Origin of the sequence: Mariniphaga sediminis, from assembly GCF_003573545.1 — a bacterium.
Taxonomy (GTDB): Bacteria; Bacteroidota; Bacteroidia; order Bacteroidales; family Prolixibacteraceae; genus Mariniphaga; species Mariniphaga sediminis.
In genome coordinates this window covers 98132-121403 of record NZ_QWET01000001.1, presented here as the reverse complement: position 1 = coordinate 121403, position 23272 = coordinate 98132, and the positions used below count along the sequence as shown (strand labels likewise).

The following is a 23272-nucleotide window of genomic DNA, read 5'->3' as shown; positions in this document are numbered from 1 at the left end:
GCTAATCCTTTCAATATATGGATATTATGGCTATTAAAAAAAAAAAAAACGAAATCCCTTTTTGTTTATAAAGTTTTAATTTGCAGGATTTCATCAGTACTTTTCCGCTCTCCGGTATGAGGTCGCTGACAGCCTCCACGATACAATCAGCACGTTCGTTCCCTTAAAACATCTGCCAAACCTTCCGCCTACATAATATTCTTTGCAATAAAATCCCATCTGCTAATATTATTCCCCTTTATTTTTAGTTATCAGCACTTTATTAGAAATCGAAAGTGCTGATAACTAATCTCCAAGTATTCGAATCAAAAACTATTTTTGATCACCATTAATTATAACCTGGATTCTGTGCCAATACCGAATTCCCGTCTTTATCAACACTCAAATCAATCTGGCCTTGTGGAATAGGGAAATATTCGTGTTTATTTCTCACAAACACTCCTGCCAGCCAATTGTTACTTGGGTTTGTAATTTCATTTCCTTCGCGCACAAATAACTTTTCAAACGTAGTTTTTATGTCGAAATCAAGTCCATCATAACGCACCATATCAAAAAAGCGATGATGCTCCATGGCTAATTCCAGTCTCCGTTCGAAATAAACTGCTTTACGTGCGTAGGTTTTACCATTTGCAACAAATTGTCCATCATAAAGACCTACTTTATAATTCGCAGCAGGTTCATCCGTAAATCCGGCTAAAGGATCGTCAGGATTTATATATTTTTTCACAAAACCTTCGGGATTAGCTGCACGATCTCTCACTAAATTTACATAATCTTCTGCCTTCTGTAAACTACCAACCTCAACCTCGCATTCCGCTGCCCATAACAATACATCTGCAAAACGAATCAAATTATATGGGTTATTTGAAGCCCCTCCGGTTCCTCGATCAGTATCTACTCTTGCTTTTTCCACAATATTTTTCAGACAGTTATATGGACCGGCATTAATTTGATTTCTGACCCAAGCCATCCCGGGATGAACTCCCCAATCACGATAAGGGATTCCTCTCCTGCCTACAACCCAATCTAACCGGGGATCCAGGGTGCCTGCATAAGGAGTAAAAGGTTGAGCAGAAGACAAACCATTATCATGCGGAATAGGTGAATCCTGGTAGGTATCCAGCAAAGGTAAACCAGTTTCGGCATCCGTCTGGTAAGCATCAACTAAGTCGAATGTAGCTTGCAACCAACCATAACAGCAGGTTGCCGGGCCGCCATAGGTACCATTATACTGATCCCTTGGATTACCATTCCCACTTGTTGTTCCGTCATTAACAGACATTTGCACAGCAAAAACAGCCTCAGCACCATGTTTCGTCCGGGTTATGAAGTTATGGTTATACTGTTCAAGCAAAGCATACTTTAGCCCATTGGAAGTTTGCCCATTCGCTATAATATCGTCCAACAAATCTTTAGCTGCAGCATATTTATGCTGAAACATATACGTCTTGGCTAAATATGCTTTAGCTGCCCAATTATTGGCCCTTCCAACCTCGCTTTTTGTTTCTGTCAGGTTTTCTGCGGCAAATGTAAAATCTGCTTCAATTTCCGGAAAAATATCAATTGTATTGGGAACCAGATAATTTCCATCAGAATAATTTATGGTTTCGTCTATCCACGGAACGTTTCTGTAAAACTTCACTAATTGTTCCAGATAAAAAACACCACGTAAAAATTTTGCTTCGGCTTCTATTTGTAATAATTTTTCGGGTGTTGAATCTTCCACTTTGGGAAGTATTCTTAATACATCATTGGCCCGTCCCACAGCGGCATATCCAAATTTCCAGTTATCTTCAATACGCTGATCAAATTCCGTGTACAAAAAAGCACTATATCCGGAAGGGCCAAATTCAGTGCCTGCATTGGCATCGTCCCCTCCACGGAGATATGAATGCCCAACCCATATTCCTCCTCCTGTGGCACCCGCACCATCCAATAAAGAATATGCGCCTATTAATAGTTTATTAACCCCCATTTCATTCGATAACGTAGCCTCACTTACTGATCCAAAAGGGTTAATCTCCAGAAAGCTCTCCTGGCAAGATAGTATCATTAATAATATTAAAAAAAAGGACGCTTTTCTTATATGCATTTTCATGATTTCATATTTTAAAGTAAACACTATTAAAAAGTTACGGAAAGTCCAAAATTAAGGCTGGTTTCGTTCGGATAGTTTCCTCCGTCACTCTCAATACCAAAGTTACGTGCAGAGCCTCCTAATTCCGGATCCAGTCCTGAAAATTTAGTCAACGTAAACAAATTAGCAACCTGGGCATACAACCTCATTTTGGAAATGTAAACCTTCTGTAAAAATCCGGCATCCATGGTGTATCCAAGCATTACGGACTTCAATTTTAAAAAGGAACCATCCTCAACATAAAATGAATTAGGAGCCATGGTTGTACTGAAAGACGGAGTTGTCTCAATCTTTGGAATGTTCGTATTTTTATTTTCAGGGGTCCACGCATTCAATAAGTCATTGCTTTTATTGGTAGGAGGATAGAATGCAAAGAAATGAGTATAAGCCCTCGTTGTATTAAAGATTTCGTTACCCTGTGAACCATAAAAAAATGCTGAAAAATCAAAATTCTTATAATCCATATTAAAAGTTATCCCATATGTGAAATCAGGATTAGGATCTCCCAGATGTGTACGATCATCCCCTGTAATTTCACCATCCTTGTCAACATCCATATACCTAAAGCGACCAGGTGCAGCACCATCCTGAGGCGGAGCAGCCGCAACTTCTTCATCACTATTGAACAGTCCGATTATTTTGTATCCGTAAAATGAACTTACCGGATGTCCAACCTCATTGCGAACCGCGTTACCTACTTGTTGGGAAATTGTCCCCATAAATCCTGCATAAAAATATCCGGGATCGGGAATGTCCACAACCTTATTATTGTAACTGGTGATATTAGCTCCAATAGAATAATTAAAATCAGTTTTGATTTTTCCATTATACTTAAAAGTAACATCAACCCCTGTGTTCTGGATGTCCCCAATGTTTACAGAAGGGGCGTTTGAACCCCCAATAACTACCGCGGGTAGTGGCTCCGTAAATAATAATCCTTCAATTTTTTTCTTGTAATATTCTACAGCAAAATCTATGGTATTATCGAATAAAACCATATCAAAACCAATGTTTGTTACAATATTTTCTTCCCAACCTGTGGCAAGGTTTCCAATTCTGTTTGTAGCAAAACCTTGTACGATTGAATTGCTCGATCCGGTAATGTCATAATAAGTGCTGGTCATTCCGCTGCCAAATAAGCTAAATGCATTTTGTGCACTGACATTACTTTGAGATCCTAACACACCATAACTACCCCTGATTTTCATATCATCCAGCCAGGATATACCTTCCATAAATTTCTCTTCACTCATCCTCCATGCAAGGGAGAAAGAAGGAAAAACTCCATATCGTTTGTTAGGCCCAAACACCGAGGAACCATCCCTTCTGACAGTAGCAGAGAATAAATACTTATTATTATAACCGTAATCCAGTCTGGAAAAAAGAGAGAACAGAGCATTGGAGCTAATAGAACTGCTATTGGATATGGCATCAGTACCATTACCCAGAATCAGAAAATTAAGATCATCAGAGAAAAATTTCCTTCTGTTTCCGGAAACACTTCTCCCATTATATTCAATGGCTTCAGAACCTACAATTATTTCAACATTATGCTTGTCAAAATTCTTCTTGAAATTTAATGAGTTGGTAAACGTCATAGTACTCCCGTAACCTGAACTTACACCAAGACTATTATCATTAGTATGTGTTTGAAGACCTTCAACAGGAGTATAATAAAAACTTTGATTAAACGAATTACTAATATTGTACCCCAAACTACTCCTCGCTGTAAAATATTTCAGGAAATCAGCTTCAGCATAAATATTACCTACTGTATACCACGCATAATTAATATTTTTGTCCCTTCGGTACATTTCGGCAACAGCATTACCAGCATCCCCTAACTCGGGGCCACCAAATCCACCTCCCCAATTTCCCATAATATCTTTCAGGGGTACCATATTATTCATTTTGATAACTCCACCGACGATCCCACCAGCAGGGTTAACATCCCGGTGCATAATGTTAAGATTTTCACCAACCCGTATATGTTTCCCCAGATTAAATTCGGTATTTACACGGAGAGAATATCTTTTCAGATAACTTTTGACCATTGTACCCTGGTTGTTAATATACCCCAAACCAAAAAAGTACTTGGCTTTATCAGTTCCTCCGGTTGCAGAAAAATTGTGTTCTGTATTTGGAGCCCTTTTAAATAATTCGTTATACCAGTCTGTTCCCTCTTTGTTGATCTTTTGAATAATATAATTATTCCCTCTGTTGGGAGATTCCCAGTGATATAACGAGGGATCAACCCGAGGATCCCCTTCCATTGCAGTACCTGCACCTCCCGGTCCCCGGTACATATAATCAGGCATTATTCCATCCGGAAATTTCGCATTAGCGGGAAATACTTTATTATAAATATTCATATAATCCTCACCCATTAACAAATTGAATGGATTTTTACCTTTAGGATATTGGATGCCATAAGTAACATCGTATGTAATGACAGGGGCTCCTGTTTTTCCTTTTTTTGTGGTAACCAATATTACTCCATTAGCTCCCCTCACTCCATAAATAGAGGCAGAACCGGCATCTTTCAGCACCTGCATGGATTCAATATCTTTAGGACTTATATTGTTTAAGCTCTGTTCTATTCCATCTACAATAACAAGTGGTTGGGTATTTCCGAAGTTTGTTACACCTCTCACAAAGATTTGACTGGAGGAACCAGGTGCACCTGAAGTAATAACAGTAACACCAGAAGCTATTCCCTGAAGTGCCTGCTCTGCAGAACGGGAAGGAGGCGCTTTTGCCAATTGTTCGGTACCTACCACAGAAACAGAACCGCTTATATCTGCTCTCCTTTTTGTACCGTAACCAATTGCAACTACTTCATCAATGCCTATAGCATCCGTAACCAGGCTAACATTAATGGCCGTTCTGTCATTAACCTCTATCTCCTGCGTGCGCATTCCTACAAACGAGAATTGTAGGATGGCATCTCCGGCAAGGTTGGCAAGTGTATACACTCCGTCGGCATTGGTTACTGTTCCTTCAGTGGTACCTTTAACCACAACCGTAACACCGGGTAAAGGCTGGCCTGAATCATCGGTAACAGTTCCGGAAACAGACCTTTGCTGCTGACCCGCAAATTGAACATCTGAAACTTCGGGAGTAGTAAGCAAAATAAAACGATCTCTTACGGAATGCATTACATTAGTCCCGGCAAATAATTGATTCAGCGCGTCATCTATTTTTTTATTCTTGATGTCAACCGTTACTTTACGGTTTACATCAATAATTTTCTCGCTGTACATGAAATAAAATTCGCTTTGATCCTCAATGTTTTTAAGGATTTCTTTCAGGCTTGCGTTTTTTAATTGAAGCGTAATTGTTTTTGTTTGCGCATAAGTTTCACTGGCAAAAACACTTAGTCCCGATATCAACAATAAGAAAATTGTCGCTTTCATTATTCTAAATAATTTTTTAACCCTGGAAATGTAGCATTCCCACGTAAACCGATTGCTTTTTTTCATATTTTTACGATGTTATAATTTGAAACTACCCTGTTTTTCCAGGGTTGGTTTTTAAAATCTTCAGGGAAGTGTTGCTGCATTTCCCTGTTGTTTGTTATGCAAAGGAGTTAGACTCTTCAAGAAGATTGCTTTTTCATTTCATAGGCATATTTTTTTTAAGTTTGATTTAATTTTATTGTCGTTTCATGATTCGAATCTTTTGTTTTGTATAGGTTCCATCAGGTAACTTTTCCCGTTGAAATGTTTTATATGTTACAGGGGTGGTTTCCTTCATCAAGTCGAGGATAAAAAAGAGAGGATCATTAATAAACGTAACCGTATAGGTTAAGTCTTTAATGTTGTCAGAAATTTCAATATCAACATTAAACATCCGGCTAAGTTTCTCTGCCACTTCGGTAATGGGTTCGTTATCGAAAACCAGTTTACCTTCTGTCCATCCGATATATTTATGGACACTCCCTTTGGAAGACGAACTGATTTTTTCCGACTTTGTATCATAAACAATATGCTGACCAGGAACCATTATCCCCAGAGGCTCAAGATTTTCACCATTCTTTGTTTTTTCAACAACCACTTTTCCTTCGACTAAAGTGGTAGCAATTACGTGGTCGTCAGGATAGGCGTTTACATTAAATTTGGTACCCAATGCCTTTACATTTATTTTTCCGGTTTTTACAACAAAGGGTTTATCGGGATTGTGAGCCACATCAAAATACCCCTCTCCTTCCAATGTTACTCCCCGGATATCGCCTTCAAAAGTTCTTGGATATTTAATTTTACTCCCATAATTGAGGTTTACTTCTGTTCCATCTGACAGCTGGATAACTGCCCTGGAACCTATTGGAGCAATAATTTCGAGCGAGTCAACCGTAAGGTCCACCGATTTGAATGACTCAATGTCACGGGTTGAAATCATGTAAAGTAAAAAGCCGAGTAACGGGATAAACAAAATGGCAGCCGCCCGGCTGAACCATGTAGTAACCATTCTCAGGGTTACAACCTTTTTCTCTTTATGACTTTTATTTCGGAGGTTTATTTCATGGTGAATTCTGTTTAGCAAATCACTGTATTTCTTTTCATCTTTCGTTTTCAAATCAGGCTCAAACGATTTCCACTCATCAAAGCTCCAGCTTTCCCATTGATTATTACCGAAGTCGTTTATAATCCGTCTGACCAGTTCATCAAATTCCTTTTCGGTACAACTGTTATTTACATATTTTTTTAGAAGCCCCTTGTCCATCAACTTAAATAATTTCAGCCTTAAAGATGATATACTACCATTCACTAAATTAAACCTTGCAGGTAATTTGCACAGGTTTATTTATATTACGCAATACAATGTGCGGAGGGACTAAGGAAAAATGCATTTTTTTTCAAGACAAAAACAGATACAAAAATAAAACATTGATAACCAGCCCACTATCGATATGATTTTTTAAAAATTTCAGGGTAGTTACTAAATGATTTTTTACTGTATTTTCAGAAATATTCAATTTTGCGGCAATCTCTTTATGCGAAAGGCCTTCTTCACGACTTAAAAGATAAATCTCTTTCTGGCGGGGTGTCAATTGCGTTAAGAGTACATTTACTTTTTCGTTTAATTCCTTAAAATGGATTTCGCCAATCGTATTATCGTCGGAATAATTACTTTGTTGTGTGGTTCGCAAATATTCCCTGGATTTCATATCACTTACCCTTTTGCGCAAAAGGCTCATTGAAGTGTTATATGCAATAGAAAACAGATAGGCCTCAAATGAAGAGTAAACATCAATTCTGTTCCTGGATTCCCAAATTTTTATAAAAACATCCTGTACAATCTCTTCTGCATCCTCTTCCTGCTTTAAATACCTAAACACAAATTCATGCAATTTATGAGAGTATTTATTATAAATGGCATCAAAAGCAGCCATATCTCCTTTTTTCAGAAGTACCAAAAGAGTTTTATTGGATTTGTTGTTTTCCACAGGAAATCCTATCATGTAATTTATCCAAAAGTATTAATTCTTTCGAATGTTCCTATATTTTTGTGAAAAACAATTCTTCCCTTTTATCGACAGGTATCTATTAATTTCACATACCCATAAACTAACAAGTACCCGCCCTAAACAGCTTTACAGATTTGATTATAATCTATACTCTTTCCCTTGTTTTAGAAACTGTTTAAAAATCGTAAGAATAAAATATTATATAGAATGGGTTTAAGTTTTATTGCACAAATCATAATATTAAAAATCAATTTATTTAACCCCGACCCTAAAGGGAGTAAATTGATTTTCAGTACACCCTTTAGGGATTGGGGTAAAAACTGAAAATCAAAGCAATATAGTGCCGTAGAATGAAATTTAAACAGCTTCTTAGTCTCTGCAGAATGTGAGTCTGATAAAAATTCACACGAAGGTATATTGCTAAAATTTTTCGGATGTAAAAGTAGAGGCAGGTAGTCCTTCCCTGTTAAACAAACTGGCTTCACTTTCATTCTTCCATGCATACCTTACATATTCAGGATAGTCAATATCGGCGTTAAAAACTTCCACTTTATCACCAACAATCTTCGCTTTGGCTGGAAGGTAATTTTTATCTTCCCCGGCAATTTCGAACCCGAAAAGCCCCTTCGTTGAGGCGACCAATCCACTTCCGATATAATCAAATTCAACAATCAGTTTTTTGTCCGATTTTATAGTCTGCCTGTACAAAGGGCCCGAAGCGACCAGATCTTTTCCGTAATTATTATCGAGTGCCAGCCCTGCCAGCCGTTTCCCAACCTCCTGTTTGTTTGCCGGGTGAATGTTGGCTGGATTTCCAATATCCAAAGTAACTACCATACCGGTGTTGGGTGTTTTCAGGGCACACCTTTGTGCATCCCTGAGTTTCTGGGACAACCTTTCGGGAGCGTAATTATACGGTGCTATCTGTACAAAGTAAAAGGGGAAATCATATCCCCATTTCGCTCTCCAATCTTCTATCATTGCCGGGAAAAGCCGCCGGTACTGCTCATCTCTACCTACATTGGATTCGCCCTGGTACCATATTGCTCCTTTGATTTTATAATTTGTAAGGGGATGTATCATCCCATTATACAAAACAGAAGGCAGGTTAGGGTGAAACTCAATTAAATCAGGCCGCTCAGAAAAGTCTGAATTAAGTGTATAAACATAAAACCGGTTCATAAAAATTTCGGCAATCAACCTATATTTCCAATTCCCTTCCATTGAAATGGTATCGCCCATGCTATTCGATATCGTCATTGGCCCACTGAAAGAGCCCTTACCACGACGGTCGATGGCACGAATGGCAATGGTGTTAACTCCTTTTTTCAGTAATGTTTTAGGGACAACCATTTCCCTGGGGGTTTTCCAAAAGTTTTCGCCGGCAAGTCCTCCAATCTTTTGCCCGTTAATATATGTGGCATCCATATCGTTTATCGGACCTGTCCTGAGTACATAATCAACTTCTGCATTTTCAACAGTAAATGTTTTCCTGAACCACATTGCACCATCAAACACTCCCGAACCGATTTTATCAAACCTTCCGGGGAGCCCGACGGTATCCCAATGCGAATCATCAAAATTAGCCTGGGCAGCTTCCAAATCAGAAAAACTGATATTTTGCCATTCTTCATCTGTTAAAGGCATCTCCATTTCGTTCCAGTTGGCAAACCAATCAGCCGCTTTTTTCCGTACATCAGAAGTTTTCACCGCGTCTAAAACTTCGTTAAAATCGCCAAGATTCCTGAGCCCTCCTTCGCTGGTCCAGGCTTCTGCAACAGTTCCTCCCCAACTCGAATGTATAATTCCGATCGGTACATTGAGTTCCTCATACAACCTGCGGGCAAAAAAGAAAGCGGTTGCACTAAATGTCCCCACTGTTCCGGGAGATGCTACGACCCAATTACCCGCAACCGTATCAAAAGGTTTATCAGAAGGATTTGTTTCAACCGTAAGCATTCTGAATCCGGGATAACGGGCCTCAGCGATAACCTTTTTTGCATTCTGAACAGTATCCCTGGGAGGCCAGCCGTTTAAAGTCATTTCCATATTTGACTGGCCGGAAGCCAGCCAAACCTCTCCTACCAATACATCGTTAATGGAAATTGTACTATCCTTTGTACAAATATGGATGGAATACGGGCCACCGGCCTCTGGTGTGGCAATATTTACTTCCCATTTCCCCCCGGAGTCGGTTTTAGCCGAAACCTCTTCTCCCCAACTTGCAGAAACAGTCAGTTCCCGGTTAGGCGTATATTCTCCCCAAAAAGTTACTTCCTGTTGCTGCTGAAGAACCATATGATCAGAAAAAAGCCTGTTTACTTGCAAAGGCTTCTTTTGACTTTGATGGCAGGAGAAAAACAGGGGAGTCAGTAAAATGAAAAAAAACGAAATTTTAATCTTCAGCTTTCTCATATTGTAACTATTTTAAAGTGAATAAGAATGCCCCACTCCACCTGGTTAAAACAACTTTCCATCCAATTCCAAACTATCTCCGGTGTCTTTCAGTTTATAAATTTGCATGCGTTCATCAGGGCTTGAATTAGGCTGGTGCAAAGCAATTACCAATTGCCCGTCAAATGTTTTAAAAATCATTCCATGTCCCCCGTTATTTTTAAACAGACATTGTTCCTGATGTTTCCAGGGGCCTCTCACGCTGCCACTTTCAGATGTTACCATTCCAATTGCATACCCATCGGCCCCCATGCTCGACCAAATCATTAAAAGTTTTTCCGTGGTTGTCCGATACAAAAAACAGCCATCTGTAACGTATCCAAATCCCTCCCTGACAGGCTTTACCCAAGGGGCTTCCGATGCATTGAACAGAACCTGGTTATCACCCTGCGTCCCGGAAAGATCCTTTTTTAATGCCACTACATCAATAGTACCATCTTCAATCTGAACCCATTCATGACAATAAATCATATATGGCTGGTTTTCTTCAACCCAAAGAGTTCCGTCAAGTGTCATCCAGTCTGTCCGGATATGTGGCTTATTTTCAAATGGAATAAAAGGCCCCTCAGGAGTATCTGCAACCAGAACCTGGGTTCCCCTAATGTTACGTTTGGGCCATTTGGGTGAAGGAGGCGCTGCTACTGTGTTTAATGTGTCATTCGAAGTAAAGGTGGTAAATAAATAGTACTTTCCTCTGTAAAAATGAACCTCAGGGGCCCAAACCCTTTGGGTTGCCCAAAAATCGTCAGGAACCTGAAAAACAACTTTTGGTGCGGTCCAGTTTTGTAAATCTTTACTTGTATAAACCTCAACTCCCTGTCCTTCGCTTTCATCCATCGTTCGGTTTTCAATGGAGGCATACAGGTAATAGGTCTGAGTCGTTTTATCAGCCAGGATAAACGGATCCCTGACCCTGATCTCCGAGTTTTTTATCCATTCAGTCTTTTTGTTGGATGCACTGTTGCAACTACTCACACCAAAAGAGAGCAACGCACAGATGGTCAGTAAAACCAGATAGGAACCGTTTATTTGTATTAATCTCATCATTCTTTTTTTAAATACTTTTCACATTAAAATTCACTCTATACTGAATAGCCGTTTATCAAACGGCAGGCACCTTTTTGGTCCTTCCAACCAAAGCAAAAGTGATGCAGATATGCGCAGCGTAATAGGTGGGAAGAATCAGAAAGTTTAGTTCGTCGTATGCAAGAAACTCCTTAAAAGCAATGATGGTATCCGAAAGCAGTATAAATATAATACCTGCAAGATATGCCCACTTTGAAGGTTTGTTTAAACTGATACCCGCTGCAGCAGCAACTGAGACACAAGAAATCAGCAGGTAAACCAGGGAAAATACAGATAGTATTTTTTCATCGATTGCCGGATAAAGAATAAAAACATAAAACGCCAAATAAATAACCAATAAACCAATTAAAGAAACCTTATGTATCTTTCCATTAATCAGGGCAAAAATCAGGTAACAAAGGTGAGCAAAGAAATACAGGCCAATTCCTGCGGCAAACATCATAAAGCTATCCCCTTTGTTGACCAGAAACCAATCGCCCCCCATGGAAAAAACGAAAGCTCCGATAATATAAAAAATATCGGCAGAGGCTCTCATTCTTTGCCGGTAGGCCAGCGCTATTATCATGATACAACTTGCGGGAACAGCCAACTGAAATTCGAAACCATACCCGGTGTAAGCCAATAATGAAAAAAGGATGGGCACTATCAGCATAAAATAGATCGGATTCTTTTTAATTGTTGAAATCATCTGAATTGATTTTTGTTAAATGGTTACTGTTTATATACGTTAAAATGAATAGAATAATCCCCTGGCAACATTTCTTTGTTCTCTGATTTTAAATAAATCATTCCTGCTTCTTCAATCCAATTTTTTCGAATGGAATAGGAATAAATTGCACCCCTTCAAGTTCTTTGGCATATTTTCCCAATGAATAATTTGCCCGTTCCAAATCTGCGCCTTCATCGTTAATTTCAATATTATCTTCCCAGGTATTTATCCCTTTTTTATCCCGCACTTTATTCTTCTCACAGTTGATCAACACGTTCCCAATTAGTGTGTTTTTATTGATGTCATCATCATATCTTATCATTTGAGGATATTGAGCAATATAAGCCAACCGGTTTTGCATAAAAAACTCCTTGGCTTTTTGGGTATACTCTTCCCATTTTTGTTCGCTCCAAGGAGAAAAAGAAACCCCTGTTTCACAATTATAAATGATATTGTTCCAGACAATATTGTCTTTTCCTCCATGAATCTGCACTGCCCCAAAAAGACCGACAGAAGTGTTTTTAAAAACATTGCCGTAAATAAATACACCGCTGATGGCATCATCAAGCCTTACTCCAGCGCGGCCGCAGTGGCTGTTTATTGCATCTTGCCCTTTGGGGCCCACATCGTAAAAGTAGTTGTAGCGTATCACATTCCCCCGGTAGTTTTGTGTCCCCCACATATCAATGGCCCCCTGATCATCGGACTCGGTAACAACGTCATACATTTCGTTGTACTCAACAAGATGGTCGTTCCCATTTAAACGAATAGCACTACTCGGTATATCATGCATTTTGCAGTTTCTGATGGTGGTTCCCACACCGTCGACAAGGATTCCGGGGGTGTATGTTTTATCAATACGTGACAAATGATGCAAATGGCAATTCTCGATGTTGAAATTTCCCTTTTCCAGTGTAATATAGGAACCTCCGTTTACAATAATTGCTCCCCTGCCTGTATCAAAAACCTCGCAACCTCTGATCGAGTTATTGTACCCTCCGTGAACTAAAATGCCATCTTGCGGAAATGCATTTACAATACAATTTTCAACATTGACATAACTGCTGTTTTTTATCTCTATACCCGGACCTGCACCGTTGGAGAAGGTGATATTTCTGAAGGTGATATGTTGTGCTTCTTCTATGCTCAGCAAAGGATCTTTACAAACCGAAAGTTCTATTTTTGAATCCGTCACATCTCCTTCAGGATAGAAAAATATTTTTTGAGCCTTGTAATCATAAGCCCACTCGCCGGGCTGGTCAATTTCACTTACGACATTTACCGCAGCAAAAGGCTTGTTCTCATCAAAAGTATAATGGTTGTATGGTGGATTCAACCAGATAATTTTACGCTTTCTGTCTATACTGTTAACCTGCTCGTATGCATCGGCCCATAAATATTTCCAATAGCCGTGGAGCAGAATATTGGGTTCGTCGTTCCACGATGAAATGTGCTCGTCCGTGTATTGTATGCCGGTTAGCATGGTCGATGAATCAACAACAGAATGAGTAAACTCCGCATACGCATCTCCGTTTGGCCAACGACTTAAAGGCATGGGCTTACCATCTACAATTAGTTCGTGCAAACGAAAATCTTTTAGTTCAGGAACACTTGAAGCTCCCGCCAAACGTAGCTTTTCATGCGTTAAGCCTTCAATATTGCTTACATCAAATTCGATAATTTTTTTCCCAATTTCAGGATTCTTTTTGTATAAGGTATGCCGCTTTGACAACTTCTGGAAGGATGTAAGCGCTGTACTTCCTTTGATCGTTACGTTACCGTTGTCAACTCCGGAGAAAACAATATTTTTCAGCCCGTTGATAACAACTCCCTGTTGTAGGCGATAAACCCCTTCGTGAATGATGACATGGGCCGTATCAAAATCCGAACCGGCAGCGCGAATAAGTTCTGCTGCCCGCGCAATGCTTGCTACCGGTTTTCCTTCTGTTCCGGGATTTGAGTCATCCCCCTGCACGGATACATGCAACGTTAGGTTTTGCGCCAGTGCAACAGTCGAAAACAAGCTAAAAATCAAAATAAAAAAAGCCAGTAGTTTCATATCCATTAAGTTTAAATGATTCAAATATTAAAATTTATGTCAGGTATATTATTCATTTAATCATTGACTTTTCTTTCAGAAAAAGACAGACCTATTGATTTCTCTTCAGGGATGATTCGAAAAACGACATCCTTGTCAGGTACAGAAACAGTCCCTCCATCCAGAAATACCGAATAATCCATTCCTTTAAAGTTACAGTCAATCCTGTCAGAGCTGATTTTTTTAAAGGGGAGACCAGCATCCGGATCTGTAGTCAGGTCAAGAAACCAGTCCACCTGATTATTCCCGGTTAATCTGATTTCCACTCGGTTTGCATCAACCTGAAATTCCATCGTTCCTTTTATATTTACTAATGGCCAGGAAATATACAATTGTCCCTCATTAGAATCATCAACCACAGGGGTCCCCCCTTCAATACACTTTTCCCTGCCATTGATAACCGCTTTAAAACGTAACCCCGCCACATCATCAGCAGTACTCCAGTTAAACCCATCCACAATCGGAAGCGCATAATAGTCACATTTTGAAGAAGTGGCTTTCTCGTTCAGATAATCAGAGGCCAGAGTTTCATCAAATACATGGATATCGCGGAACCTCAGGGCATTATCCTGCCACAACAAATTGAAACGGTAATAGCGGCTGTTAAACCATACTGTCTTTTTATTACTCTCCTTTAAGTCCTCGGTTACAGTAACCGATGTGGCGGGTGTTGTTTTATAATTTTCACGGAACCATTGCCCTGATTCAGCCAGTGTTTCCACTTTTATTTTCTTTTCATCGCGAAGCTTTGCAATCAATGGCATTTGTAATTCGTACCCTTTCGACATCCGGTTCCAGGTAAAAGAATTTTCCTGTCCTGCCTGAACATAGGCATACTCCATACATTCTCCTTCAACAAGCTGCCCGAAGTACCAGTTAATCCAATCAGCGTCTCCTCCACTTTCCGGATAAACCGGTTCCAGCGAAACGACCTTTTGCTTTTTTGTTCCCAATCCATTATCGTATTGGCGTACCGGGTCGCTACCTAACATTCTGAAAACGGGCACCGAAATCTGACTCTCAACATTTTGCGCAGGCATATACGCATTCTTTTAACTGGGATAGTACGCCTGATTCCAGTAGCCACCCCACATGGAATAACCGTCGGTACCCACCTGGTCTTTGCAGTTGCACGAAGCTACAATGCCATATTTTTCATGAAGATAATTCAAAGTATGTGCATCGATAAACCAGGAACCAACTGATTTCGGATAATAACCAAAAATCTGCTTAAAATCTGCCATGTAAACATCTACGAGTTTTTCCCGTTCTTTGGGAGTGTAACCGGTTGAGAAACCAACATCGGCATGCCAGTCCCAGGAATAACGCCCACGCCACTCATATCCGGCCTTTTCAACCAAAGGCTGCGGAATTTCCCACCAGGCCCCAATTTCGAACGAATCAGCCGGAAGACTTTTCAGAAGCTTTTGATAGCGCAAATCCATCAATGCATCGTACTGCAAAAGAAAAGTTCCGCCCAGTTTGTACTGATTCATCACCTCCACCTGCTTCTCCACCGTTTTGAACAGAACTTCTTCGGTAATTTCCTCCTTTCTGGGATCGCATAAACGGATAAAATTGATAATATTAACTATTCTTGGACGCTCTTTTTCATCCTTGTTTTCCTGCTGTTTGTTTTTTTGATTAACGCATGAAACAAGCAAGAACAAAACAGAAAACATCAGTATAAGTAATTTACCACTTCTCATTCCTTTGGTTTTATTGTTTTAGTTGATTTTTGCTTTTTATTTCAGTGACACTTCAATTATTTCCTGTCCAAACTGATGTAGTGAAAGATTTAGTTCCCCGTCATGCAATTGTTGCCCGGAAAACTCTCCCAAATCTTTTCCTGAAAATAATGCTTTCAACGTATACTTTTTGTCTGCATTTACCCATGGAATATTTACACTGCGTGAATCAGCACCCGAAGCTCCCCGCAAAACAACCACTGCCCCACAGCCATCATCATTCAGTTTCCCCCACCAGTGCCAGTCTTCATCGGTAGGTGCAGGCACCCCGCTGTACTGAAAATGGGAATAAATACCATATTGCTGATTGAGCCTTTTTAATAGGGCAAACCGGTTACGGTATTGTTTTATGTTTTCCTGAGTAAGCGAAGTTAAATCGCCGGAGTACGACAGTGGTGACCCCATTAGCCAGCTGCAAATCTGGCGGTCAAGCACATCGGACGAAAGGCTGCCTTTGTAGTTGGTCGTTGCAGCCCCGAATATTTCAATTCGTTCCAGCGGCAACCCCCGGTGGTTATACATAATTTCCCGGGCACGGAAAGCCCCCAAACGCAACTGCTGTTTTAAACTGTCCACATCAAAATTCCAGGTGTCGTCAACCAGGGTTTTCCTGTTCCCTGCGCCCCAGTATTCGTTGGGCGAAGCATGGTACGAATCGACATGTTTTAACACCGCTACATCGGCAGCCGGGCCGGGAGTTTCCCAGTAAATTTCGTGCGACAACTGCAGCCAGGTTTCGGGCGATTGCCTGAGAATTTCGTCCTGTGTGGCAAATAAACCACGCAACCCGCGGAGATACGATTCTTTTTTTGTACGACTTTCGTGGCCGCGGGCAATATCGCCATAACAGATGTTGCTTAAATCCTGCTTAAAATAGGTTGCCCCAAATGTTTTGTTCAGGTAGACAATTTCGTCGACATACTTTTTACGCGACTTTTCATAGCAAAAACTCAGTCCCAACCCGCCTGCCCGACGAATAAGCGGCAAACTAAACAATCCGGGTTCTGAAGCAGAAATATCGGTCTCCTGCTCGTTTATAAAAACAGAATACCACATTCCGGTTTTCATGTTTTTCGACTGAATGTACTCACCTAACCCTTTCATATCCGGGAATTCCTTTGCTCTGGGATTTGTGGTTGACACAGCCCAGCCACCATCGGGTCCGGTGTCCGACCAACCGGCATCCAGCTGAAAACATTCAAACCCAATTTCAGAAGCAATGTCGGCAGCTTCCCGCATATTTTTATCGTTAATGTTGGAATTGTAGTTTGTCCAGGTACAAAATACAGGGGCCACATTTTTCGTTTCATCCACCGGTTTTAAAATGTACTTATTCAGAAAAGCCGTAAAACCCTTTTCAACACAACGGTCGAGTGCCGTTGAGGCTGCGGATACTGTTTTGTAACTTTCTCCGGAAAAGGCATAATCAAAAACCGGTTCCGATTCGAACGTTTCACCGGGTCCCAGCACCCACTCAAAATAACCGGGATTATACCCACTGCTACCATCAACCGAAAGATGCCTTGTTTTTGAAGGGATTTCGCTAACTGAAATAACTCCGGTTGTAGCCGCTTCATTCCGATAAGCAACCATACTGGGATCAACGCCGCGAACTGCCGGAGTTAGTAAAGTAGCCTGGGAAAAAGAAGCTCCCAAATCCAACTGTTTCAACATCAGGTCGGATATTTTAGTCCACTGGCTGCCCTGGTTTTTAAACTCTACCCATTTGCGGATAACCGGTTGACCTTCATAGATTTCATAGTTTATTTTGAATAAAAAATCTTCCGCTATTTTATTTGATGTGAATGTTACCACCAACCGTTTTACCCCTTGTTTTGGACTGGAAATTTTATGGCTTTCAAAAGCAAAAACATCGGCAAAAGTTTTGCCTGCCACATACATCGAATCCACCCACTGAACATTGGTAGTAATTCCCTCTTTTGCTTTTTTCACCGATAACGCATCGGTTTGATTCTGCTCCGCATTCGATTGTTCTACCCCCGATTCCGATGAATATGTAATTCCTTCAGGTTTAATATTTGGTGAAGCTTTGTGGATACTAAAACTTATTTCATCCGAGTTTGCTTTCAGCATATTTTCATCAGCAACCAACAACGCCGAAGTCCGAAAACCGTTGTCAGATAAAACCAGTTTTTGTTCGAGTATTCCTGCCCGTATGTTTATTTCATTTCCCTTTTCCTGAATGGACCAATTCCCCCCCTCAGGTTTATTTGTGCAACCAAACAAAATAGCAAATACAACTATCCACACCGGTAATAATTTTGATTTATAATTAATCATAATACGGCTTATTTTATTTCACTAATTACATACTCGATAGTGTAAATTTCTTCAGGCACTTTTTTAAACCTGAATGTTTCAAGTTTTTTTACTGACCTTCCACCTTCCAACTCAATATTTTTGTACCATTTTTTATCCATAATTTTATTCTCTGAATTTTTAATGGTAACAGTGAGATTTACCTTGGTTTCTCCCCCTAAATGATGGATTACCGGACTGATTTTATCCTCCGGTCCGTAAACCACATCTACATCGGCGCTGCCGGCCCAGGTACGCTGGAATACCATTTTGTTGGTATAGTAGGCCAGTTTCGGATGTCTCAGGTTATCAATCAACGGTTTCTTGTAGGTTCCCATGTTGGCACCTCCCCGCAGGCAGCACCACGAAAAACCATCGTAGCCCAGCAGCATTTGCTTTTTCATTGACTCCCAGGCTGAAAATGCCTGCCAGGCCTGGCTTTCCCTCCATTCACCAGCCGTTAAATACCGCCCAACACTTTGTGCATTATAGTAATACTCGTACGATTGCAGCAAATACCACGGTTTCCCTTTGCACAACTCCCAGTTGGGCTGCCCCACCGACTCTTCGTGTTCGAAATTAAAATAGGCCCGGGCACTGTCCTTCAAACAGGAAGCCGCCCATTGGTAGGGGGCTTTGCGCAATTCAGTCCATTTTTTTCCGTACCCGGTATAAGCATCCTGGTTTCCACGGGTTACGCGGTGTGCTGTATATTCCGGCACGGCCTCTATCGGATTGCCCTCATTATCGATTGTTCCCTCCGTATTTCCGTAATGCGTCAGGTTCCACGCTGAAGTGGGTGAAATAATGCGGCTTTGGTCGGTGGAATAAATCGTGTTGTATATCTTTTTTACGTAGCCATGCGTAGCCGAAATATCGTGGTTATGAAATTTATTCGGGTGGTTGGATGCTTCCCACATTACAATGCTGGGATGATTGTACACCTGTTTGATGTACTTCGGGAAGCCGTCAAAATCAATATTCCAGGCTTCCCCCTCACGGATAAATGAAGCTGTTTGCCAGATAAACATGATGCCCATCTGGTCACCAAACTCCGCAAAACGGGGGTCGTTTATGCCATCAACCGTATCTTTTTCAGCATGAACATGAAGGCGCAAAAGATTAGCATCCATTTTTTTCAGCATCAGTAATTCTTCGGCAACGGTTTCCCATGGGGCACACCGGTTATACTTCGACATTGTTTCAACCGGGGTCCGGAACCCCATAATCTGTGCCCCGTTCAGCATTTCCGGTTTGCCGTTTACATACAGGTTGCTGTTTTTTTGTTCTACTGTCCGGATACCTGTTGTGGTGACATAATCGTCAACTGCATTCCCCAGGGTATCTTTTAAAATAACCTCCACCTTGTATAAAGAAGGATTATCAAAACTCCAGAGTTTGGGCGAAGGGATTTCACATTCGATAGTGTATTCATTCACAATGCGCGGAGGGATGCTGTATTTCCGGCTCACACTTGCCACTTTTTCTCCTTCCTCCGGAAACCAGGGATAGTAGTTTACCTCAATGCTCCCTTCAAAGTAATCACGGGTAGGATAGTTAATATACACCCGGTGAACCTGCGTTGCCTTTTCTCCAATATTTTGGGTATGCACCAACACATCGGTTATCTTACAGCGATGGGAAAGTTCCAGTGTGGCGCGTCCCAGGAACCAACCGGTATAATGGTCGGTGGGGCTGTGCACCATCGGGTAAACTATTTTATAGGGGTTCACTTTAACGGCAATTATGTTTTCATTGTGCCGCTTTAAATACCGGGTTATATCGATTTCAACCGGATGACGAGTGGTTACCACGCCAACTACCTGCCCGTTCACCCAGATTTCACCCCCGGGGTCGAGGGTTTCCAGTTTTAAAACGGCCCGCTGAAAATCATCCGTCGCCACCTTTTTGCGTAAATAGTAGGCTTCCTCTTTTTCCCGCAGTCCGCCATGCGCTGAGGGTAGTTTCACTTCCGTCCAGTGGCCGTCATCAAAACCGGCCGTCTGCCAGCCCTCAACACTTGGTTTTTCCCGAAAATTTTCATCCAACACAACTTTAGAAACATAAGGGTACCGGACCTGGTCGGTTGGGGTATGGTTGAAAATGAAAAGTTCATCGATAAAAGAAGTCCCTTTCGATTCGACAGAGAACTGCGTGATAGCTTCAACAGTAGTATCCATAACCGGAATGTAATATTGAATACGTTTGTCGTTCACATACAGGTTAAAACGTTTCTGTGTCAGGTCTGCCTCTATTTTTAGTTGTACCCAATCATTGGTATTTGCGATTGGTTCTTCCCTGGTTTTGTTTTCAGAACCAAACATTACTTTATTGCCCCGGACACCAAAAACAATACCCTGCCTCATCCCGTCCTGAAGGATGATACGGCACGCTCCGTTTTCTCCTGTTTTAAACGATGTTTCTACCTTAAACCGCCAGGTTAGTGAATCGATAACCCGGGTTATTGTGGTATTCTCCACCTCCAGTGTCCCCTCTTTCACCACTGCGTCCTGGCAATTGTCCCATTCCTGCAAACTTCTGGCTTTTACCTGGTCCTGTCCCTCTTTGTAACCGTAGGCTTTCCAGTTGTCTAACCGGATTGTTTTACGCACTGATGTTACAGGTTGCGGCTTTACATTTTTTAGTAAATCGCTGATTTCGGTATCCGAAACGATCTGTTTATCCAGGTTTGGATTATCAAAAAAATCAGCGGCAACCCGGGCATACTCTTTCAAAAAACCAATCCGCTGGTCTGTTGTCATCCATTGGGTTTCGCCCAGAAAATCGGTTTCCCCGTTGGCCTTCGAATCATTTGTGAAATACCGCATTTCAAAGGATCGGGACAGCTCCTGGGCATTTATGCCCACCGCAAAAAAATAAAACAAAATCACTAAAAATACTTTCCTTAATCCAATCATATTCGTTTTAAAAATTTGAAGAATCATTCTTACTTTACTGTAATTTCATCGGCATACAGCCATGCCGGGGTACCTGTGTTCATGTGCCACGACGGGCATTCCATTATGTTTTTGGCATACACTTTTATATAACGGGCTTTGCGGGCATTCATATCCGCATAAAATGGATATGTACAATATTCTTCGGTGTACGATTCGGCTTTATTCGGGTCGACGGGACTGGAAACTTTAACCGGGTCACTGTAATTTTCACCATCCACTGAAGTTGCGTAACTAACATATTCAGGTAAAAATATGGAAGTCCAGAGCGTGCGTCCGTTTAAGAAATCAATGTTTACCGAATTTACAGGTCTGATTTCGCCCAAATCCAGAATAAACTCCATGTGCTTCTGTTTAAATCCCACCCAATCGATTGGATGTTGGTAAGTTTCGAACGAAGCGAAAACTCCATCAGTTAAAGCCTCAATTGGTTCTGAATCAGGAGTAGTTACCGGGATTACTTTTTTGCGGAATGATATTACGCTGTCCAGTTCATCTATTTTATCAAAAATTCGGGTAAAGGCTTTAAGGTACAAATCGGGCGGTGTGGTCCTTTCATTCAGCCTGGCAATTCCCTGGGCATTACACCCCTCAACAAACTCATGCACCAGCTTTTTAAATTCAGGTTTTACCACGTACCTGCCGTCAGCTGCTTTTGTATACATACTGCGCGGGGTATCCATTTCGGTACCGGCAATTTCCAGTTCGGCAAACATAATGGGTAATTTGGCCCTTTGTACACGAAAAAGCAGTTCCGGGTCATCTGACACTGCTTCTTCTGCCTGGTTTAATAAGCTTTTATACTTCTCCATCATTTCAGCTTTCAGGTAGGTATCCCTGGCATCAATCGGACTGCCAAATATTTCCAGTTCCTGTCCGCTTGCCAGCAATGCTTCGCGCATGGTGTCGATGTATTGCTGAATATAAGTACCGGCTTCCCCGTAATAGTTTTGTACAAATTCCTGAATAATAGCTTCATCGTCGGCATCCGGGTTCCACAAAAGTTTGGCAAGCAGGTAGGTTTTTAACTCCACCATATTTCCACCTTTTTCAGTATTCCGGTCCCCCTGCTCAAACATTTCGGTTACGTTATTATCAGTAAACAGCTTCACATTTGGTTTCAGCGTATGCATGTTTGGGAAAGGACTAATTAGATTGTGGAACTGCACGGTGTAATCCCAAACAATAATGCTTTTGGCAAGTTTCCCCCAGTCTTCCAGGGCTTTTGCAAATTCAGGGTCGGTCTCAGAAATGGGCTTCTCACGTGTACTTTCAATACTGCAAAGCATAATGTTGACATTGGGCTCCAGCTCAATATTTTCGGGAGCTTCGCGCGAATGCCTGTAGGCCAGTGTAGAAATAGTTTTGTCAGGAAATTCGCGCGCAACTTTGTTCACAAAATAAATTATAGAACCACTGTGCCGGAAAGGTTCGCCACCATACTTTTCATTTAGCTTTTTACAGGCTTCGCAACAGCATGGATTTTCATTATCGCCCTGACTAACCGACCAGTATTTCATATGGGGCCTTTTAGCCATCTCTTTCCTCAAATTGGACACAAGAATTTCAAAAACCTCTGAATTCGACAAACACAATTGCCCTCCGTCGCCGGTCTGGCGTTGTCCTTCCCAAAGCGAATAATATTCAGGGTGCTCCTCACCATATTTCTGGTGCGGAACCAGCGTATTAAAAGTATGAACAAATAGTCCCCAATTGTCTGCATGATGACCCAGTTTGTGCCAATCGAAAAAATCAGCATGGTAGGCATCGTTGAAATACACTTCCCTGAATTTTATTTGCGGAATCACCACCGTGTCCTTTGGAAAAGTGATTGCATTTATTTCAGGAACATAAGTATACTCGTAAGTATATTTCCGGAAACCTGCAGATTCAAGAAAGTCATAAACCCCGTAAAGGATTCCCTTCTCCGAACCTCCTGCAATAATAAAATTCTGCTGATGTTGTTTATAAGCATATCCGTCCGTTTCCAGTTGGTCGAAATTAACAGCCAGTTCTTTTGCATAATGGGTATGCCCAATATAAATGCCCTTGTCGCCTTTGTACTCATCTTCCGAGACAACAGGAAGGTTTGCGCCAGGCAATTTCGCTAAATACAACTGAAGATCATTGGCGGCTTTTAGCGTTAAAGAGTCGGCCTGCGCCGGGATAACAATCTGATATCCGCCTTCTCCGTTAATTGTAAACTTCTGGTTTTTACAACCAAAGGCAAGAACTAAAATTACAATAAGAGAAAAATAGCTGATTGATGAAAATGGTTTCATAATTATTAAGTTTAG

At 41.1% G+C, this 23272-nt stretch carries 13 protein-coding genes; all 13 read right to left on the bottom strand.

Going from position 1 to position 23272, the window contains the following annotated elements; translation table 11 throughout:
* Positions 1 to 328 precede the first annotated feature (328 nt).
* The gene (locus D1164_RS00400) at positions 329 to 2053 is read right to left on the bottom strand and encodes a RagB/SusD family nutrient uptake outer membrane protein (RefSeq protein WP_206610881.1); all 1725 of its coding nucleotides are present in this window, start codon (positions 2051 to 2053) and stop codon (positions 329 to 331) included.
* Between the two features lie 71 nt (positions 2054 to 2124).
* Positions 2125 to 5553: a TonB-dependent receptor gene (locus tag D1164_RS00395; RefSeq protein ID WP_172594274.1), complete on the bottom strand. Its 3429-nt coding sequence runs from the start codon at positions 5551 to 5553 to the stop codon at positions 2125 to 2127.
* Positions 5554 to 5791: 238 nt separating this feature from the next.
* Complete coding sequence (locus D1164_RS00390) at positions 5792 to 6859, bottom strand: FecR family protein (protein WP_119347953.1); 1068 nt, start codon at positions 6857 to 6859, stop codon at positions 5792 to 5794.
* 133 nt (positions 6860 to 6992) lie between these two features.
* Positions 6993 to 7598, bottom strand: coding sequence for an RNA polymerase sigma-70 factor (locus tag D1164_RS00385; protein ID WP_119347952.1), 606 nt, complete (start codon positions 7596 to 7598; stop codon positions 6993 to 6995).
* Positions 7599 to 8024: 426 nt separating this feature from the next.
* The gene (locus tag D1164_RS00380) at positions 8025 to 10019 is read right to left on the bottom strand and encodes a sialate O-acetylesterase (RefSeq protein WP_119347951.1); all 1995 of its coding nucleotides are present in this window, start codon (positions 10017 to 10019) and stop codon (positions 8025 to 8027) included.
* A 45-nt stretch (positions 10020 to 10064) separates the two neighbouring features.
* Positions 10065 to 11105, bottom strand: coding sequence for a glycoside hydrolase family 43 protein (locus tag D1164_RS00375; protein WP_119347950.1), 1041 nt, complete (start codon positions 11103 to 11105; stop codon positions 10065 to 10067).
* A gap of 55 nt (positions 11106 to 11160) precedes the next feature.
* Positions 11161 to 11832 carry a lysoplasmalogenase gene (locus tag D1164_RS00370; RefSeq protein WP_119347949.1) on the bottom strand — a complete coding sequence of 224 codons (672 nt, stop codon included), beginning with the start codon at positions 11830 to 11832 and terminating at the stop codon, positions 11161 to 11163.
* Positions 11833 to 11929: 97 nt separating this feature from the next.
* The gene (locus D1164_RS00365) at positions 11930 to 13912 is read right to left on the bottom strand and encodes a right-handed parallel beta-helix repeat-containing protein (RefSeq protein ID WP_172594273.1); all 1983 of its coding nucleotides are present in this window, start codon (positions 13910 to 13912) and stop codon (positions 11930 to 11932) included.
* Positions 13913 to 13968: 56 nt separating this feature from the next.
* Positions 13969 to 14991 (bottom strand): hypothetical protein, encoded by a 1023-nt coding sequence (locus D1164_RS23935; protein WP_206610880.1) that lies wholly within the window; start codon positions 14989 to 14991, stop codon positions 13969 to 13971.
* Positions 14992 to 15003: 12 nt separating this feature from the next.
* Positions 15004 to 15660, bottom strand: coding sequence for a hypothetical protein (locus D1164_RS23930; RefSeq protein WP_206610879.1), 657 nt, complete (start codon positions 15658 to 15660; stop codon positions 15004 to 15006).
* Between the two features lie 36 nt (positions 15661 to 15696).
* Entirely contained in the window at positions 15697 to 18000 is a 2304-nt protein-coding gene (locus D1164_RS00355; protein ID WP_119347947.1) for an alpha-galactosidase, read from the bottom strand.
* An 8-nt stretch (positions 18001 to 18008) separates the two neighbouring features.
* On the bottom strand, positions 18009 to 20936 hold the full coding sequence (locus D1164_RS00350; protein WP_119348315.1) for a glycoside hydrolase family 2 protein: 2928 nt from the start codon (positions 20934 to 20936) through the stop codon (positions 18009 to 18011).
* Positions 20937 to 20965: 29 nt separating this feature from the next.
* Positions 20966 to 23257, bottom strand: a complete 2292-nt coding sequence (locus tag D1164_RS00345) for a DUF4838 domain-containing protein (RefSeq protein ID WP_119347946.1) — start codon at positions 23255 to 23257, stop codon at positions 20966 to 20968.
* Positions 23258 to 23272 lie beyond the last annotated feature (15 nt).

Coding starts and splice junctions, on each gene's coding strand:
- D1164_RS00400 (WP_206610881.1), bottom strand. CDS start 2,053: ATGATACTATCTTGCCAGGAGAGCTTTCTGGAGATTAACCCTTTTGGA.
- D1164_RS00395 (WP_172594274.1), bottom strand. CDS start 5,553: ATGAAAGCGACAATTTTCTTATTGTTGATATCGGGACTAAGTGTTTTT.
- D1164_RS00390 (WP_119347953.1), bottom strand. CDS start 6,859: ATGGACAAGGGGCTTCTAAAAAAATATGTAAATAACAGTTGTACCGAA.
- D1164_RS00385 (WP_119347952.1), bottom strand. CDS start 7,598: ATGATAGGATTTCCTGTGGAAAACAACAAATCCAATAAAACTCTTTTG.
- D1164_RS00380 (WP_119347951.1), bottom strand. CDS start 10,019: ATGAGAAAGCTGAAGATTAAAATTTCGTTTTTTTTCATTTTACTGACT.
- D1164_RS00375 (WP_119347950.1), bottom strand. CDS start 11,105: ATGATGAGATTAATACAAATAAACGGTTCCTATCTGGTTTTACTGACC.
- D1164_RS00370 (WP_119347949.1), bottom strand. CDS start 11,832: ATGATTTCAACAATTAAAAAGAATCCGATCTATTTTATGCTGATAGTG.
- D1164_RS00365 (WP_172594273.1), bottom strand. CDS start 13,912: ATGAAACTACTGGCTTTTTTTATTTTGATTTTTAGCTTGTTTTCGACT.
- D1164_RS23935 (WP_206610880.1), bottom strand. CDS start 14,991: ATGCCTGCGCAAAATGTTGAGAGTCAGATTTCGGTGCCCGTTTTCAGA.
- D1164_RS23930 (WP_206610879.1), bottom strand. CDS start 15,660: ATGAGAAGTGGTAAATTACTTATACTGATGTTTTCTGTTTTGTTCTTG.
- D1164_RS00355 (WP_119347947.1), bottom strand. CDS start 18,000: ATGATTAATTATAAATCAAAATTATTACCGGTGTGGATAGTTGTATTT.
- D1164_RS00350 (WP_119348315.1), bottom strand. CDS start 20,936: ATGATTGGATTAAGGAAAGTATTTTTAGTGATTTTGTTTTATTTTTTT.
- D1164_RS00345 (WP_119347946.1), bottom strand. CDS start 23,257: ATGAAACCATTTTCATCAATCAGCTATTTTTCTCTTATTGTAATTTTA.